Source organism: Bryocella elongata, from assembly GCF_900108185.1.
Lineage (GTDB): Bacteria > Acidobacteriota > Terriglobia > Terriglobales > Acidobacteriaceae > Granulicella > Granulicella elongata.
In genome coordinates, this window is record NZ_FNVA01000001.1 from 598,419 (window position 1) to 611,907 (window position 13,489).

The 13,489-nt window shown below is 62.0% G+C and carries 12 protein-coding genes; 2 read left to right on the plus strand and 10 right to left on the minus strand.

Annotated features, from left to right (window positions below):
* Positions 1-11 precede the first annotated feature (11 nt).
* Together C4S68_RS02495 and cobA are read left to right on the plus strand one after the other, a co-directional pair.
* On the plus strand, positions 12-668 hold the full coding sequence (locus C4S68_RS02495) for a precorrin-2 dehydrogenase/sirohydrochlorin ferrochelatase family protein (RefSeq protein WP_103931423.1): 657 nt from the start codon (positions 12-14) through the stop codon (positions 666-668).
* An 11-nt stretch (positions 669-679) separates the two neighbouring features.
* Positions 680-1,498, plus strand: a complete 819-nt coding sequence (cobA, locus tag C4S68_RS02500) for a uroporphyrinogen-III C-methyltransferase (RefSeq protein WP_103931424.1) — start codon at positions 680-682, stop codon at positions 1,496-1,498.
* Positions 1,499-1,503: 5 nt separating this feature from the next.
* Here cobA and C4S68_RS02505 read toward each other — a convergent pair whose 3' ends face one another.
* The 10 genes from C4S68_RS02505 to nuoH form a co-directional block, all read right to left on the minus strand.
* The gene (locus C4S68_RS02505) at positions 1,504-2,169 is read right to left on the minus strand and encodes a glycoside hydrolase family 25 protein (protein WP_103931425.1); all 666 of its coding nucleotides are present in this window, start codon (positions 2,167-2,169) and stop codon (positions 1,504-1,506) included.
* 105 nt (positions 2,170-2,274) lie between these two features.
* Positions 2,275-3,414 carry an alpha/beta fold hydrolase gene (locus tag C4S68_RS02510; RefSeq protein WP_235011299.1) on the minus strand — a complete coding sequence of 380 codons (1,140 nt, stop codon included), beginning with the start codon at positions 3,412-3,414 and terminating at the stop codon, positions 2,275-2,277.
* 64 nt (positions 3,415-3,478) lie between these two features.
* Complete coding sequence (locus C4S68_RS02515) at positions 3,479-5,407, minus strand: M61 family metallopeptidase (RefSeq protein WP_103931426.1); 1,929 nt, start codon at positions 5,405-5,407, stop codon at positions 3,479-3,481.
* 97 nt (positions 5,408-5,504) lie between these two features.
* Positions 5,505-6,062, minus strand: a complete 558-nt coding sequence (locus C4S68_RS02520) for a glutathione peroxidase (protein WP_103931427.1) — start codon at positions 6,060-6,062, stop codon at positions 5,505-5,507.
* 73 nt (positions 6,063-6,135) lie between these two features.
* The gene (locus tag C4S68_RS02525; RefSeq protein ID WP_103931428.1) at positions 6,136-7,689 is read right to left on the minus strand and encodes an NADH-quinone oxidoreductase subunit N; all 1,554 of its coding nucleotides are present in this window, start codon (positions 7,687-7,689) and stop codon (positions 6,136-6,138) included.
* Positions 7,689-9,326, minus strand: a complete 1,638-nt coding sequence (locus C4S68_RS02530) for a complex I subunit 4 family protein (RefSeq protein WP_103931429.1) — start codon at positions 9,324-9,326, stop codon at positions 7,689-7,691. Before C4S68_RS02530 ends, C4S68_RS02525 begins: the two co-directional genes overlap by 1 nt.
* Positions 9,327-9,398: 72 nt before the next feature.
* Positions 9,399-11,426, minus strand: coding sequence for an NADH-quinone oxidoreductase subunit L (nuoL, locus tag C4S68_RS02535; RefSeq protein WP_103931430.1), 2,028 nt, complete (start codon positions 11,424-11,426; stop codon positions 9,399-9,401).
* Between the two features lie 64 nt (positions 11,427-11,490).
* The gene (gene nuoK / locus C4S68_RS02540; protein WP_103931431.1) at positions 11,491-11,793 is read right to left on the minus strand and encodes an NADH-quinone oxidoreductase subunit NuoK; all 303 of its coding nucleotides are present in this window, start codon (positions 11,791-11,793) and stop codon (positions 11,491-11,493) included.
* A complete protein-coding gene (locus C4S68_RS02545; protein WP_103931432.1) occupies positions 11,793-12,299 on the minus strand; it encodes an NADH-quinone oxidoreductase subunit J family protein in 507 nt (168 codons plus the stop codon). The genes nuoK and C4S68_RS02545 overlap by 1 nt, the downstream gene beginning before the upstream one ends.
* Positions 12,300-12,424: 125 nt before the next feature.
* Positions 12,425-13,489, minus strand: a complete 1,065-nt coding sequence (nuoH, locus tag C4S68_RS02550; RefSeq protein ID WP_103931433.1) for an NADH-quinone oxidoreductase subunit NuoH — start codon at positions 13,487-13,489, stop codon at positions 12,425-12,427.

Here is a 13,489-nt window from a genome sequence, read left to right on the forward strand (position 1 = left end):
ACGAGGGAGCTATGAGCCTGTTTCCCATGTTCCTCAAGCTCGCAGCGCGGCCCTGCGTCGTCGTTGGCGCGGGCACTATCGCCGAGTCGAAGATCGAGAGCCTGCTCAACGCAGAGGCCAGAGTGACGGTGATCTCGCCCGAGGCTTTGCCGCGCGTGCAGGCCTGGGCCGAAGGCGGAGACATCACATGGCTGCAGCGTGAGTATGCTGACGGCGATCTTGCCGGGATGTTCCTCGCGGTGGCTGCCACGGAGATCGCGGCGGTGAATCGTGCCGTCTATGCGGAAGCCACCTCGCGCAACATCCTTTGCAATGCAGTCGACGACCCACCCTTTTGCGACTTCTACTTTCCCTCCATCGTTCAACGTGGTGAGCTACAGATCGCCATCTCGACCGCCGGCGAAAGCCCCGCGCTGGCGCAGCGGTTGCGCAAGGAGCTCAACGCGGCTTTACCGCTTGATCTTGGCGAATGGCTGATGGAGCTCGGCCGTCTGCGCCGCGAAGTTGTGGCTGTCGAGCCGCTAGGCGATCCGCGCCGCAAGCTGCTGCATGAGCTCGCGCAGCGCGAGGTCTGCGGCTACGATCAGTGCCCTTCAAGGCTTCGCGCCCGCGAGCATGCGGTGGAGATGGGGTACGTTCCAGCTGAGTCTTCGGCGTCGAAGCCATAACGTCAACGCCTATGCCAACGCATTCCACGCAGACCGCAGCAACACCCGGCAACGTCTATCTTGTAGGCGCGGGCCCAGGAGCGCCGGATCTGCTGACCGTGCGCGCTCTGCGTTTGCTGGAGTCTTGCGACCTGGTTCTGCATGACGACCTCGTGCCCGACGAGGTGCTCGCGCTCGCTGGCCCGCAGGCCGAGATCGTCAGCGTGGGTAAGCGCTGCGGCAAGCCGCGCATCACGCAGCAGGGAATTCATGAGCTGATGATCGAAGGCGCGCGAGCGAACCGGAGCGTCGTCCGTCTCAAGTCAGGCGATCCACTGGTCTTTGGCCGCGCCGGAGAAGAGCTCGCTGCACTACGCGAGGCCAGCGTACCGTTTGAGATAGTCCCTGGAGTGACGGCTGCCTTTGCTGCAGGCGCTGCGCTGGGCCTGCCACTGACCGATCGCACGAGCGCGTCGAAGCTGATCTTCGCCACCGGCCATCATGCGTCGAGCAAAGATCCTGCGCCGGTCTTCGAGGGCGCGATCCCACAGGATGCCACGCTCATCCTCTACATGCCGGGCCGCGATATGGAGCGGCTCGCTCAGGAGCTGCGCGATGGTGGTCTGCCGCCAGACACGCCGTGTTGCGCGATCTCGCATGCAGCCACGCCGGAGCAGAACTACGTGAGCTGCAGGCTCCACGAACTCGAGCATCTCACTCCTGGCACAGCGCCCGTGTTGCTGCTCGTGGGGCGCGCGATGGAGCCCATGATTGCTGGCCCTGGTAACTCGCTTGAAGCCGACGCCCTGCTCGATGAAGTGATCGACCGCGCAGCCACGATGCTGGAGTAGCCCTACTAGGGGCCGGTATCGGCAACGATTCCAGCGAATGCCTGCAGAGACGCTAGGCTGCCCTTGTAGGCGTCGAGATCCGCGTTACCCGCTGCCCAGGGCACGTTCTGCTCCGCGTACTGCCACAGCGTCCAGTCTGCCCACGTTTTGGGGACGCCCTTGGGCGCGGGCACACCGTACTCTGCGATCCACAACGGATAGCGCGCGAACGCTGGGACATGTTCGACTGAGCCGATCCAGAAGCTCGCGAAGGTATAGAGGATCGGTGTGCGCCCCGTCGCTGCTTCCACGGTGTTCAGCCACGTTGTCGCGCAGGCGACGATCGTATCTGCGGGTGCGCCGTCGGCGACTTCGATATCGAGCACGCAGGGAAGATCACCGGGGGCGAGCTGGGCCGTGCCTCCGTTGGCTGCCGCCAGCTGTTGCAGGAAGAACGTCGCCTGGTCCGCTCCACTCTTACCCGGATGCAGCAGGTGATACGCTCCGCGAAGCAGCCCCGCAGCTTTGGCTCCGTCCCAGTTGGGAGACAGCGTTGGATCGGTGGTGAACAGGCCTTCGCTGGCCTTGGTGAAGGCGAAGGACTCGCCAGCGGAAGCAGCCGCGGGCCAGTTTACGACACCGCTGTAGTGAGACACATCAACGCCAGGAATGCATCCGGCAGGGAAGGCCATCGCGTCGCTCCGTAAGCTGCTCCGAGGGTTTTTGTTCAGATGAAATGGGGGACCGCGCACAGTATGTCGCGCGCGGTTGGGTGGGTCAAGAGAAGACTGAACGGACTATGGCCTGGGTTCTGACTCCGCCAACAGCTCCACGAGGTACTGCTTCCACACGCTGGCGATGGTGTGCGTTCCATGGCCGCGCGTCTGATCGGTGATGGGCAGGATCACGAACTTCGCTCGCGGCATCTCCTTTACCTGCTGCTCGGCAATGCCAAGCTCTGGCGGGTTGATGAAGTCATCGGCCGAGTTGATCCACATCACAGGAACCTTGATCTTCGCGAGGTTCCTGCTCGGGTCATAGTTGCGTGAGGCATCCACGTAATAGATCAGGTTGTTCGCGTCGGTGGCTTTCACTGCATGATCGAGATAGGCGTCTACGTCCTGCTCGGCAGCCGCGCGGGTGGGATACATCTTCTGGTAGTAGAGCGGTGCCGAACCCATGATGAGCAACATCTCGTTGGCCGTGCGCAGGCCGACCTCTGGCTCCGTCGTATAGTTTCCGTTCTGCCAGGCCGGGTCGCGCTCGATGTTTTCGATCGCCATGTAGCGTGTCATGCGATTGCGCCCTGCCAGCTCCACGGCGTTGCAGGCGAGCGGCATCAAGGCATCCATGAAGCCCGGATACGTCTCGCCCCATACGAAGCTCTGCATGCAGCCCATCGATGTCCCCAGGATGAGCCGTAGATGATCCAGATGCAGGCCGTCGACCAGCATCTGGTGTTGCGATCGCACCATGTCGTCGTAGTCATAGTGGGGGAACTTCATGCGCAGGCCATCGGAAGGCTTCGAACTTTCGCCATGACCGATGTCATCCGGGAAGATCAGGTAGTACTTCGCGACGTCCAATGGCTGGCCTGGTCCAAAGAGCACACTGGCGAAGACCGGATTGAAGAGTGTATGCGCGTTGCCTCCGGTGCCGTGCAGCAGGAGCACCGCATTGTCCACGCGGCCTGAGGCGTTGCGATGCGGCTTGCCCAGCGTGAGGTAATGCAGGTGCAGGGCAGGAAGCGTCTCTCTTGTACCGAAGCGAAAGTCGTGCGCGATATATTCCCCGGGCGATCCGCTGTACGTTGGCGAGGCGGGCGCAGTCGTGGTCGTCATCGTCTGACCGTGCAGGCTGCGCCCGGACGATGCAGCGAGGAACACGAAAGCCAGTGCAGTGAAAGCGAACGACATAAAGAGCTGGAAACGTGTCATCGGGGAACCTCCTGTTGTAGCTGCAAAAAAATAAGAGGCCCGCCGTGATGGCGGGCCTTCTCGCTTAGTTGCTGTCCGAATCGCTTTCACTCTTCGCCGGCTTGCTTGCCGGCGGATGCTGCGTGAGTGGCGCGAGGATCTCGTCGAGGTAATCCTTCGTTCCATCGGTACGCACGAGTACCGGATGCCGTTCGCCATCGTGATAGTCCACGTCGACCTCGTGCAGCTTGTCCTGCGACTGTACGATGAAGTGGATCGGCTGAGTGCTCTTCATCGCGTCGACGATCGCGCTATGAAGTGCATCCGCCGAGTAGACCCAGCCGTTGACGCCGATCAGCTTCTCGCCGGGTGCGAGCTTCGCCTTGTCGGCCACGCTGCCCCAGCGAACATCGCTCACGCTACCGTCGCCCTTCAGCTGCAGGCCGAGCGAGTACCAGACGCTCGGGCCACCACCGCCCGGGCGGCGTGCGCGCGCCTGCGCGATCATGGTCTCCGACTTCGAGGCGTTCGGCTTGTACTCCAACTTGTACCCGCCGCGCTCGATGCCGGCAACGTCCGCGTGCGGTGTGATGTCATCTACGCGCTCATGCAGGAACATCTTCCAATCGTAGGGGGCGACCTGGTTCAGATCGTCGATCAATTCCTGCCGGTCGTACGTCACGATGAGTGGACCGGTGTTGCCACCCTTGGCCAGAAACAGCTTGTGGAAGTCAGCGATGTTTTTCTTGTCGTTGGTTAGCTGCCGGATCAGGGTGTCGACGTCGAGCCAGAGCAGCTCGCCTTCGGCGTAGTAGTCCTGGCCACGACGCCAGTTACCCCACTCCGGCCCCTCGCTGCGCAGGATGCTTGCCGCCAGGGCCGTGTCATCCGTGGAACGCCACTGGCGGCCCGACTTGTAGTCAAGGTTCGCGGCCGTCATAGCCAGCCGGTCGCGGTACTGAGCTACCGTCTCGAGCCCCGAACGTGCCGCCAGCACATTGCCCATGTACTGCGTCATGCCCTCGTACACCCACAACAGTTCACCTACCTGCGCGGTGGCGAAGTCGGTCTGATAGAGCTTGTCTGGGCGGCGATACTTGCCGTTCCATGAGTGCGTGAACTCATGCGCCAGCAGATCGGAGTTGCCGAGTCGCGATGCCGGCGATGCAAAGCCCTTCTCGCCCACACCGTTGTCGGAAGACTGGCCGTGCTCGAGACCTTCGCCGCCAGCGACGTCGGAGAGCGTCAGCAGCAGGTGGTAGACGTTGTAGTGATGCGACGCATAGGCCGCGCTCGCCTCACGAATCAGGTTGTTCGCGGCGTCGATCGTCTCGGGATTGAGGTCCTCATCGTGTGCTTCGTCGGACACCACGTCGAGGTAATGCTTCGGCGAGATCTCCGGCGCGAGCGCGAACTCGTGGAAGTGGGCGCCTGCGATCACCGGCGAGTCCTCAAGCTGCTCCACGGTCGTTGCCTGGTACTGAACGGTACCACCAGGCTTGGTGTTCGCGTCGAACTGCTTCACGGGCTGCAGCGCGGTACCCAGGCCCCAGCCCTGCGGCACGGTCACGCTGGGTTGGATGGCGATCTGCTTCACGGGAATACCCGCGGGATAGAGCATCAGCTTCTCCCACTCCAGCACGGCCATGTAGTCGCTGGCACGAGAGGTCACGATGCAGTCCAGATGGGCATGCAGTGTGGTGACGCCCGCAGGAACCTCGACGTGGTACTGGTAGAGGTCCACGTCATCGCGGCGCCAGGGCAGCGTCTTGCCGTTCGCCGTAAAAACCACACCCGTGATGTCGGACACCGGCCCTGTAGGGCGATGGTTGCCGGGGATCCATTTCGGCGTGGTGAAGGTCGCGGATCCCGGCTGCACCGGCAGATCGATCTCCGCGTGATAGAGCTTGCGCGGAGCGTCTGTGAGATCGGCGGTGATGCGGATAGGGGTCTGTGCAATGGCTCCCGATGCAATCAGCAGCGCGGGGGCAAGAAGGGCGGTGCCAAACGCCATGAGGTCTCCTTCGGTGATCGGCCTGAATGACAGAGCGGCCATCCTCAGATGGCCGCGTCGTGTACCTGGGTGGGCTGGTAAAAGCCCGTCGTGGAATCTAGAGCAGGGCCTTCTCGATGGCCTCGATCAGACGAGGATCGCTGGGCTCAACATCCGAAGCGTAACGCGCTACCGCGGAGCCATCACGCGCCACCACGAACTTTTCGAAGTTCCACAGCACCGCAGGCAAAGCTGGCGACAATGGCAGTCCCTGGCTGGCGAGGTAGCTGTCGAGTCCACCACGCAGGCCAGCGGAGTCCGCATCATGCTGCGGCATAGCGGCCGTCAGCGCCGTATAGATCGGGTGCTGTTCGGGGCCGTTTACTGTGAGCTTCGCAAAGATCGGAAAGGTAACCGGATACTCGGTGGAGCAGAAGGCTGCGATCTCTTCGTTGGTGCCGGGTTCCTGGCCAGCGAAGTCGTTCGCCGGGAATCCAAACACCACGAGGCCGCGATCTTTGTATTCCTGATAGAGAGCTTCAAGGCCGGTGTACTGCTTGGTAAAGCCGCACTTGGACGCGACATTCACGAGGAGCAGAGCCTTGCCGGAATACTCCTTCAGGCTCGTGGTCTTGCCGTCGATGGTGGTCAGCTCGATGTCGTAGAGCGTGGACATGCGAAGTACTCCTCAGTGAATGTGCCGATGAGAAAAATAGAGAACCGCGCCGAATTGCTAGGCGCGGCCCGATTTACTGCCCGTTCGTAAGCGACGCTGTCGCAGAAGAGGAGGGAGCGGAGCTGATGATGGGGATGGTCTTCGGCGCTGCGCGCTGCACGAGGCTCAACACCGGGCCCGGGAAGATCCCAAGCGCCAGCGTTGCAAGACCGGCAAACGCGAGACCAAGCGCGGCGGAAGGGGTCACCCTTGCCATGGCTCCGCGAACCTCGCCATGCAGCGGCCGGGAGTAGAGAGCCGTCATGAGGCGCAGGTAGTAGAAGCAGGCGATGCCGGAGTTCAGCAGGCCGAGAACCGCGAGCCAGGTGAAGCCGCCGTGGACCGCAGCGGAGAAGACGTAGAACTTGCCGAAGAAGCCCGCTGTGAAGGGAATACCGATCAGCGAGCAAAGGAAGAAGGCCAACAGGCCTGAGAGGTACGGACGCGACTTGGCGGCGCCGGTGAAGTCATCGATGGTGCGCATCGTCTCGTCCACACCGGAGAGCTCCGTGATGACGAGGAAGGCGCCGACGTTCATCGCAGCATAGGCTGCCGTGTAGAAACAAGCGGAGGCCACGGCTTCGGGATGCGTGCTTGTAAAGGCAGCCAGGAGATAGCCAGCGTGCGCGATCGAGGAGTAGGCGAGGAGCCGCTTCACGTCCCGCTGCATCAGCGCGCCAAGGTTTCCGATGAACATTGAAGCAACGGAGAGCGCGAGGATCAGAGGAAGCCATGTGGCGCGCAGTGTCGGTACGGCGTTGAAGAGCACGCGAAGCAGCACGGCAAAGGCCGCAGCCTTCGGAGCCGTGGACATCAGGCCAACCACCGGCGCGGGAGCACCCTGGTAGACGTCCGGCGTCCACACGTGGAACGGTGCCGCTGACACCTTGAAGCCGATGCCGATGAGGATCATCGCAACCGAGAGCAGGGCCAGCACAGGCGTGTGTGTCGTGCTCATGCCGGCTGCAATGGCCGCGATGGAGGTCGAGCCTGTCGCGCCAAAGGCCAGGGCGATGCCGTAGAGGAAGAACGAAGTGGCGAAGCTGCCGAGGAGGAAGTACTTGAGGGCGGCCTCAGCCGAAACGCCCTGGCCCTTGCGGAAACCAGCAAGGATGTATGTGGAGATCGAAGAGATCTCGAGGCCGATGAAGACCATGAGCAGCTCCACCGAGCAGGTCATGAACATCATGCCGGTTGCGCCAAACAGCACCAGAGCGAAGTACTCGCCCACGTGCGTGTAAGCCAGGCGAGCGGTCTCGCTGTGCTCCGCCATGGCAGCCGGGGGCGCGAAGTAGTCCAGCGAGCCGAGCAGCGTCACCATCACAATGGCAGCGATCAGCAAGTGGAAGAAGACGCTGAAGGCATCGACCTGCACCGTGCCGGAGTAGGCGGTGATGGGGCCGGAGGCATCGACGAGGCGAAGCTGCCAGAGCGAAAAAGATCCCGCGGCAAAAGCTCCAAGGATGGCGACCCAGCCTAACAGGCGACGCGGCTTGCCGGGAGCAAGGCTCGCATCGGCCAGCATCACCAGCACGGCCGTCAAGGTAAGAACGATCTCGGGAAGAATAGCGATCAGGTTCGGCGACATTAGTAGCGCGCTCCCTTATTCACGGGCGGAGTCGGCTTGCCCTGGGCTGCGGCTCCAAGCGCCGGATCCATAAACGCCGTGCCAGTGGTGCGATATGTCTCGGTCTCGATGTGCTTGATCTCCCCAGGAGCCATCGTGTCAGGCTTCGTGGCCACGATGGTGCCGTAGGTGTCGATCGCCTTCATCCAGTAGGGCGAAGCGACGCCCAGGATCAGGAACAGCGCAGCGAACGGCCAAAGCTCGAGATGCTCGCGAGCGGTAAGGTCCCAGCCCTTCACCTCTTCGGCGCGCAGCCCAAGCGGGCCGTAGAACACCCGCTGGATCATCCACAGCATGTAGCTCGCCGAGAGGATCACGCCGGTCGTCGCGATCACAGTCCACAGAACGTGGTGCATGACGTAGGACTGCATTGTGCCTGAAAGAATGAGGAACTCACCGACGAAGCCATTCAGCATCGGCAGGCCGATCGCAGCGAAGGTGGTGATGAGGAACATGGTTACCATCCACGGATGGCGCACTGCGAGTCCGCCGTAGTCGCGCATATCGTAGCTGCCGTAGCGCTCGTAGAGCAGGCCCATCAGCACGAAAAGGGCAGCGCCAGCCAGGGACTCGTTGAGGATCTGGAAGGTGCCGCCGTCCAGTCCTGCGACCGTAAAGGTAAAGATGCCAAGGATCACGAAGCTCACGTGCGCAAGGGTTGAGAACGCGGCGAGCTTCTTGAGATCGTTCTGTACCAGCGCCATCAGCGAGCCGTACACGATCCCGATGGCGCCGAGCGCCAGCATCAGCGGAGCGACAGCATGCGACTGCTCCGGGAAGATGCCGAAGCTGAACCGGAGAATCGAGTAGAGGCCAAGCTTGCCAGCGAGCACCATGACTGCAGCGGTCGGAGCTTCCTGGATGTTCTCCGAGAGCCAGCCGTGCAGCGGGAAGACCGGCACCTTTACGGCGAAGGCAACGAGGAACGCGAGCGAGCAGAGCCAGAGCGCGTGATTGTTCGGCGAGATTGCATGTGCTGCTGCAAGCGCCGTCAGCTTCGGCAGGTCGAACGTGCCGGTGCGCGCGTAGAGCCACAGCATGCCGACCAGCAGGATTGCCGACGGAATAAACGCGTAGAGGAAGAACTTGATTGCGGCTCTGCGACGGTTCTCGGTGCGGCCGAAGGTTGCGATCAGCAACGTCATCGGGATCAGCGAGAGCTCCCAGAAGCCGTAGTAGAGGAACGTGTCGAGCGAGATGAAGACCCCGATCATCGCGACCTGCTGAAGCAGGAACAGCGTGTAGAACAGGCGTTCGCGCTTGTTCACGGCCTTCCAGCTTGCCAGTACGCCGATCGGCGCAAGGAAACCCGCGAGCACGATCAGCCACATCGACAGGCCGTCCACACCGACGTGGTAGTGGATGGCCGGCGTTGCGATCCAAGGCAAGTTCTTCTCGAACTGGAAGGTGCCCGGGGCTGCGGCGTAGTCGAAGTGCCACGGCAGGTGCAGCGTGAACAGGAACGTAAGCAGCGTGACCACGAGGGCCACGGCAGCGTGTGTCTTGCTGCCCTCTCGCTCCGGAAGCAGCGCGAGCACCGCCGCGCCGGCCAGCGGCGTCAGGAGGAGGATCGTCAGGATGGAATGATCAAGATTCATGTCTGCGTTACGGTTCGTCTTCTGCGTCGCGGCACGCCGCGTTCGGTACGTTTCGGTTCTGAATCGAAGTCGCTAGAAATGCAGCGAGTAGGAGATCACCAGAGTGAACACCAGGAACAGTGCGGCGCCGAAGGCGAGCCAGCCGGCGTAGGAACGGATATTGCCCGATTGAATGCGGCGAACGAGCCAGCCAAGGCCCCGTGCGCCGCCAGCAAGACCGGCTGCCGAGCCCTGTACCGCGGCGCCTTCGACGAGGCCGCCGAGGAAAAGGCGCGAGAACATGAGCAGCGGCGTCACGATGACCGCGCCGTAGATCTCATCCACCCAGTACTTGTGGTCGAGCAGGGAATACAGCGGCTTGACCTTGGCTGCAAGCTGCGAGGCGCGGTCGGGGTTCTTGAAGTAGAAGAGATATGCCGCGAAGAGTCCCAGCACGAAGCAAAGCGTAGCGATGGTCGACAGCGTAATGGCTGTGCCGCCGCTACCCGCTAAAGCTTCAACCTTGCCGGCGAAGACCGGATCGAGGAAGTGCTCGAACTCGTTGTGTCCGCCGAATGCCGTTGGGACGCCGACGATGCCACCGATCACGGAAAGGACTGCGAGGATCATGAGCGGGAGCGTCATCACGAGGGGCGACTCGTGCACGCCACCGTGGCCGTGCGAGGGCTCATGCTCGGCGACCATCGTCGCGTGCTTGTCCTTGTGTGCGTGGACTGGAGCGAGGTCTTCGTGGCCATGACCACCCAGCGCGTGCTCATCGAAGCGAGGTGCGCCGAAGAAGGTCTTGAACCAGAGGCGGAACATGTAGAACGAGGTCAGCAGAGCCGTGATGACGCCCACGAGCCACACGAGCTTGCCCACAGGCGAGGGCGAGATGTACGCCTGGTAGAGGATCTCGTCCTTGGAGAAGAAGCCCGACAGAAGGGGCATCCCGGCGATCGCGAAGACACCTGCCGTCATGCACCAGAAGGTGACCGGGATCTTGGTGCGCAGACCACCCATGACGCGCATGTCCTGCTCGCCCGAGAGCGAGTGGATGACCGAGCCCGCCGAGAGGAAGAGCAGCGCCTTGAAGAAGGCGTGGGTCATCAGGTGGAAGATGCCCGCCGAGTAGGCACCCACGCCGCAGGCGAGCACCATGTAGCCCAGCTGCGAGACGGTGGAGTAGGCCAGCACGCGCTTGATGTCATGCTGCACGAGTCCGATGGTAGCGGCCATCAGTGCGGTCGCTGCACCAAGGCAGGCGATCACGGCCATCGCGGTGGGGGAAAGATCGATGATCGCGTGGCAACGCGCCATCATATAGACGCCCGCGGTCACCATGGTCGCTGCGTGAATCAGCGCGGAGACCGGCGTCGGGCCTTCCATCGCGTCCGGAAGCCAGATGTAGAGCGGGATCTGCGCGCTCTTACCCGCAGCGCCGACGAAGAGCAGTAGCGCGATGGCGGTGAAGGGAGCTGCGACAGACGGAACCTTCGCGAAGACATCCGCGAAGTTCAACGTGCCGAAGTGCACGATGATCAGGAACATCGCCAGCAGGAACCCGAAGTCGCCGATACGGTTGACGATGAACGCCTTCTTGCCTGCGTTCGCGGCCGAGTCCTTCTTGAAGTAGAACCCGATCAGCAGGTAGCTCGCGAGGCCGACGCCTTCCCAGCCCACGAACAGCAGGAGGAAGTTCGCGCTGAGCACCAGCACCAGCATGAAGAACATAAAGAGGTTCAGGTAGGCGAAGAAGCGCCAGTACCCATCCTCATGCGCCATATAGCCGGCGGAGTAGAGATGAATCAGGAAGCCTACGCCGGTGACCACGCCGAGCATGATCAGCGTGAGGTGATCGACCGTGAACGCGAACGGCACGGTGAAGCCGGAGACAGCGATCCAGGGGCCGCCGGTTACGCTCAGCGACAGAGGTGCGCCTGCCGCCTTCATCACAATCCACAGGTTGGCGACGATCAGCGCTGGCGCGAGGGTGAAGAGCAGCGCAATGGCCGTCACGGCAGCGCGCGGCAGCTTGCGGCCCAGCGTCCCGTTCAACAGGAAGCCCGCAAAGGGAAGCGCCGGAATGAGCCACAGCAGGTTGGTGTCGAACTGATTCATGAGATCTCGAAGTCCAAAAGCAGATTCCCTGAGGGAATGACAACAAAAGCAGCTGCGGGTGCGGTCAGTCCTTCAACAGGTTGATCTGATCCACGCTGAGGGTCTGGCGCGTGCGGAACAGCGCAATGATGATGGCGAGGCCGACGGCAGCTTCCGCCGCGGCGACCACCATCACGAAGAAGACGAAGATCTGTCCTGAGACCTGGTGCCACATGTGCGCGAACGCCACGAAGGTCAGGTTTACAGCGTTCAGCATTAGCTCGATCGACATGAAGATGGTGATCACGTTGCGCTTGATCAGGAACGCTGCCACACCGATCGAGAACAGGATCGCGGCCAGGATCAGGTAATAAGCGATGGGAACCACTAGAGCTCCTTCCGCGCGAGGACAACCGCGCCGAGAATCGCGACAAGAATCAGGATCGAAGTGACCTCGAACGGCAGCAACAGGGACGTGAAGAGCACGTGCGAGATCTCGGTGATGTTCGAGGTGGCGCCCGTGAGGTCTCCGCCCAGCGTCGTCATGCCGAGCTTGTCACGCTCGGACAGGAACGCGAAAGAGAGCACGCAGAAGATCGCAGCGGCGCCGGGGAAGCCGATCAGGCTGGCGACCTTGGAGCCCTTCGATCGAACCTCTTCGCCGGCGTTCAGCAGCATGATGACGAAGAGGAAGAGGACCATGATCGCGCCCGAATACACGATGACCTGTGCCGCGGCGAGGAACTCCGCGCCCAGCGACCAGTACAACACCGCCAGCGACAGCATCACCACGATGAGCGAGAGCGCCGAATTGATGGGGTGACGCTGCGCCAGCAGGTTCAACCCTGCCAGCACGGCCAGCACACCGAAGATGAGAAATAGCGCAAGTTGCATCAGCGTCCAGGTTCTCTCGAGGCTGGCCGAAACTCGGTGCCTCGCTTGCGTTCAGATGTTTGGCTTCCTACCGATTGTACTGCGCCGTTCGCGGATGGAAGCCGCCAGCCGCGGTCGGAAGTTTCTTAGCCGCGATACGCCAGCCACAGCGCCGTGGCCAGGATATTGAGGATCGCAACCGGCATCAGGAACTTCCAACCGAAGCCCATGAGCTGGTCATAGCGGAAGCGCGGCAACGTCGCGCGCACCCAGATATACAGCAGAAGAAAGCCGAAGACCTTCGCGACGAACCAAAGCACGGGAAGGATCATCGAGATGATTCCCGTAGCGAAGACGTGGTCGAAGAGATGCCCGAAGGGGGAGCCTGCGCCACCAAAGAACAGCAGCGTGGCCACGCACGAGACCGTGATCATGTTGGCGTATTCGGCCATGAAGAACATCGCGAACTTCATCGAGCTGTACTCGACGTGGTAGCCGATGATCTCGCTCTCCGCCTCGGCGAGATCGAAGGGAGCGCGATTCGTTTCAGCGTACGCGGCGATCATGTAGACGAAGAAGCCAACGACCTGCAGGCCGCCGAAGATGTTCCAGCTCAGCATGCCGTAGTGCGACTGCGAGTTGACGATATCGCGCAGCGAGAGCGAGCCGGCGCGCATGACAACGCCTACCAGCGAGAGGCCAAGTGCGAGCTCGTAGCTGATCATCTGGGCCGTCGAACGCAGCGAACCGAACAGGGTGTACTTGTTGTTCGCGCTCCAGCCCGACAAGGTGATGCCGTAGACGCCCACCGAGGTGATGCCGAGGATGACCAGCAGGCCGATGTTCAGGTTGGCAACCTGGAAGGCGTCGACACCGGTCTGGCCGATCAGGTGCTGCTGGCCAAAGGGAACGACTGAGATAGAGATGAGCGCGCAGCTGAGGGCGATGACCGGAGCGAGGATGAACAGTGGTCGCTCAACGGCGAGCGGCATCATGTCTTCCTTGAGGAAGAGCTTGATGCCATCGGCCAGTGGCTGCAGCAGGCCAAAGGGGCCTACGCGTGACGGTCCCCAGCGATTCTGCATGCGTCCGAGGAACTTGCGCTCCAGCAGCACCGTGTAGGCGACCGCAGTCAGCGTGATGACGAACACCACTACGACCTTCACGATCGTGAGCAGTAGAAAGGTCTGAAATTGGCTGAGATGAGGCAT

Excerpts from the sequence above, each read along its gene's own strand:
- C4S68_RS02495 (WP_103931423.1), top strand. The coding sequence starts at position 12 with ATGAGCCTGTTTCCCATGTTCCTCAAGCTCGCAGCGCGGCCCTGCGTC.
- cobA (WP_103931424.1), top strand. The coding sequence starts at position 680 with ATGCCAACGCATTCCACGCAGACCGCAGCAACACCCGGCAACGTCTAT.
- C4S68_RS02505 (WP_103931425.1), bottom strand. The coding sequence starts at position 2,169 with ATGGCCTTCCCTGCCGGATGCATTCCTGGCGTTGATGTGTCTCACTAC.
- C4S68_RS02510 (WP_235011299.1), bottom strand. The coding sequence starts at position 3,414 with ATGACACGTTTCCAGCTCTTTATGTCGTTCGCTTTCACTGCACTGGCT.
- C4S68_RS02515 (WP_103931426.1), bottom strand. The coding sequence starts at position 5,407 with ATGGCGTTTGGCACCGCCCTTCTTGCCCCCGCGCTGCTGATTGCATCG.
- C4S68_RS02520 (WP_103931427.1), bottom strand. The coding sequence starts at position 6,062 with ATGTCCACGCTCTACGACATCGAGCTGACCACCATCGACGGCAAGACC.
- C4S68_RS02525 (WP_103931428.1), bottom strand. The coding sequence starts at position 7,689 with ATGTCGCCGAACCTGATCGCTATTCTTCCCGAGATCGTTCTTACCTTG.
- C4S68_RS02530 (WP_103931429.1), bottom strand. The coding sequence starts at position 9,326 with ATGAATCTTGATCATTCCATCCTGACGATCCTCCTCCTGACGCCGCTG.
- nuoL (WP_103931430.1), bottom strand. The coding sequence starts at position 11,426 with ATGAATCAGTTCGACACCAACCTGCTGTGGCTCATTCCGGCGCTTCCC.
- C4S68_RS02545 (WP_103931432.1), bottom strand. The coding sequence starts at position 12,299 with ATGCAACTTGCGCTATTTCTCATCTTCGGTGTGCTGGCCGTGCTGGCA.
- nuoH (WP_103931433.1), bottom strand. The coding sequence starts at position 13,489 with ATGCCTCATCTCAGCCAATTTCAGACCTTTCTACTGCTCACGATCGTG.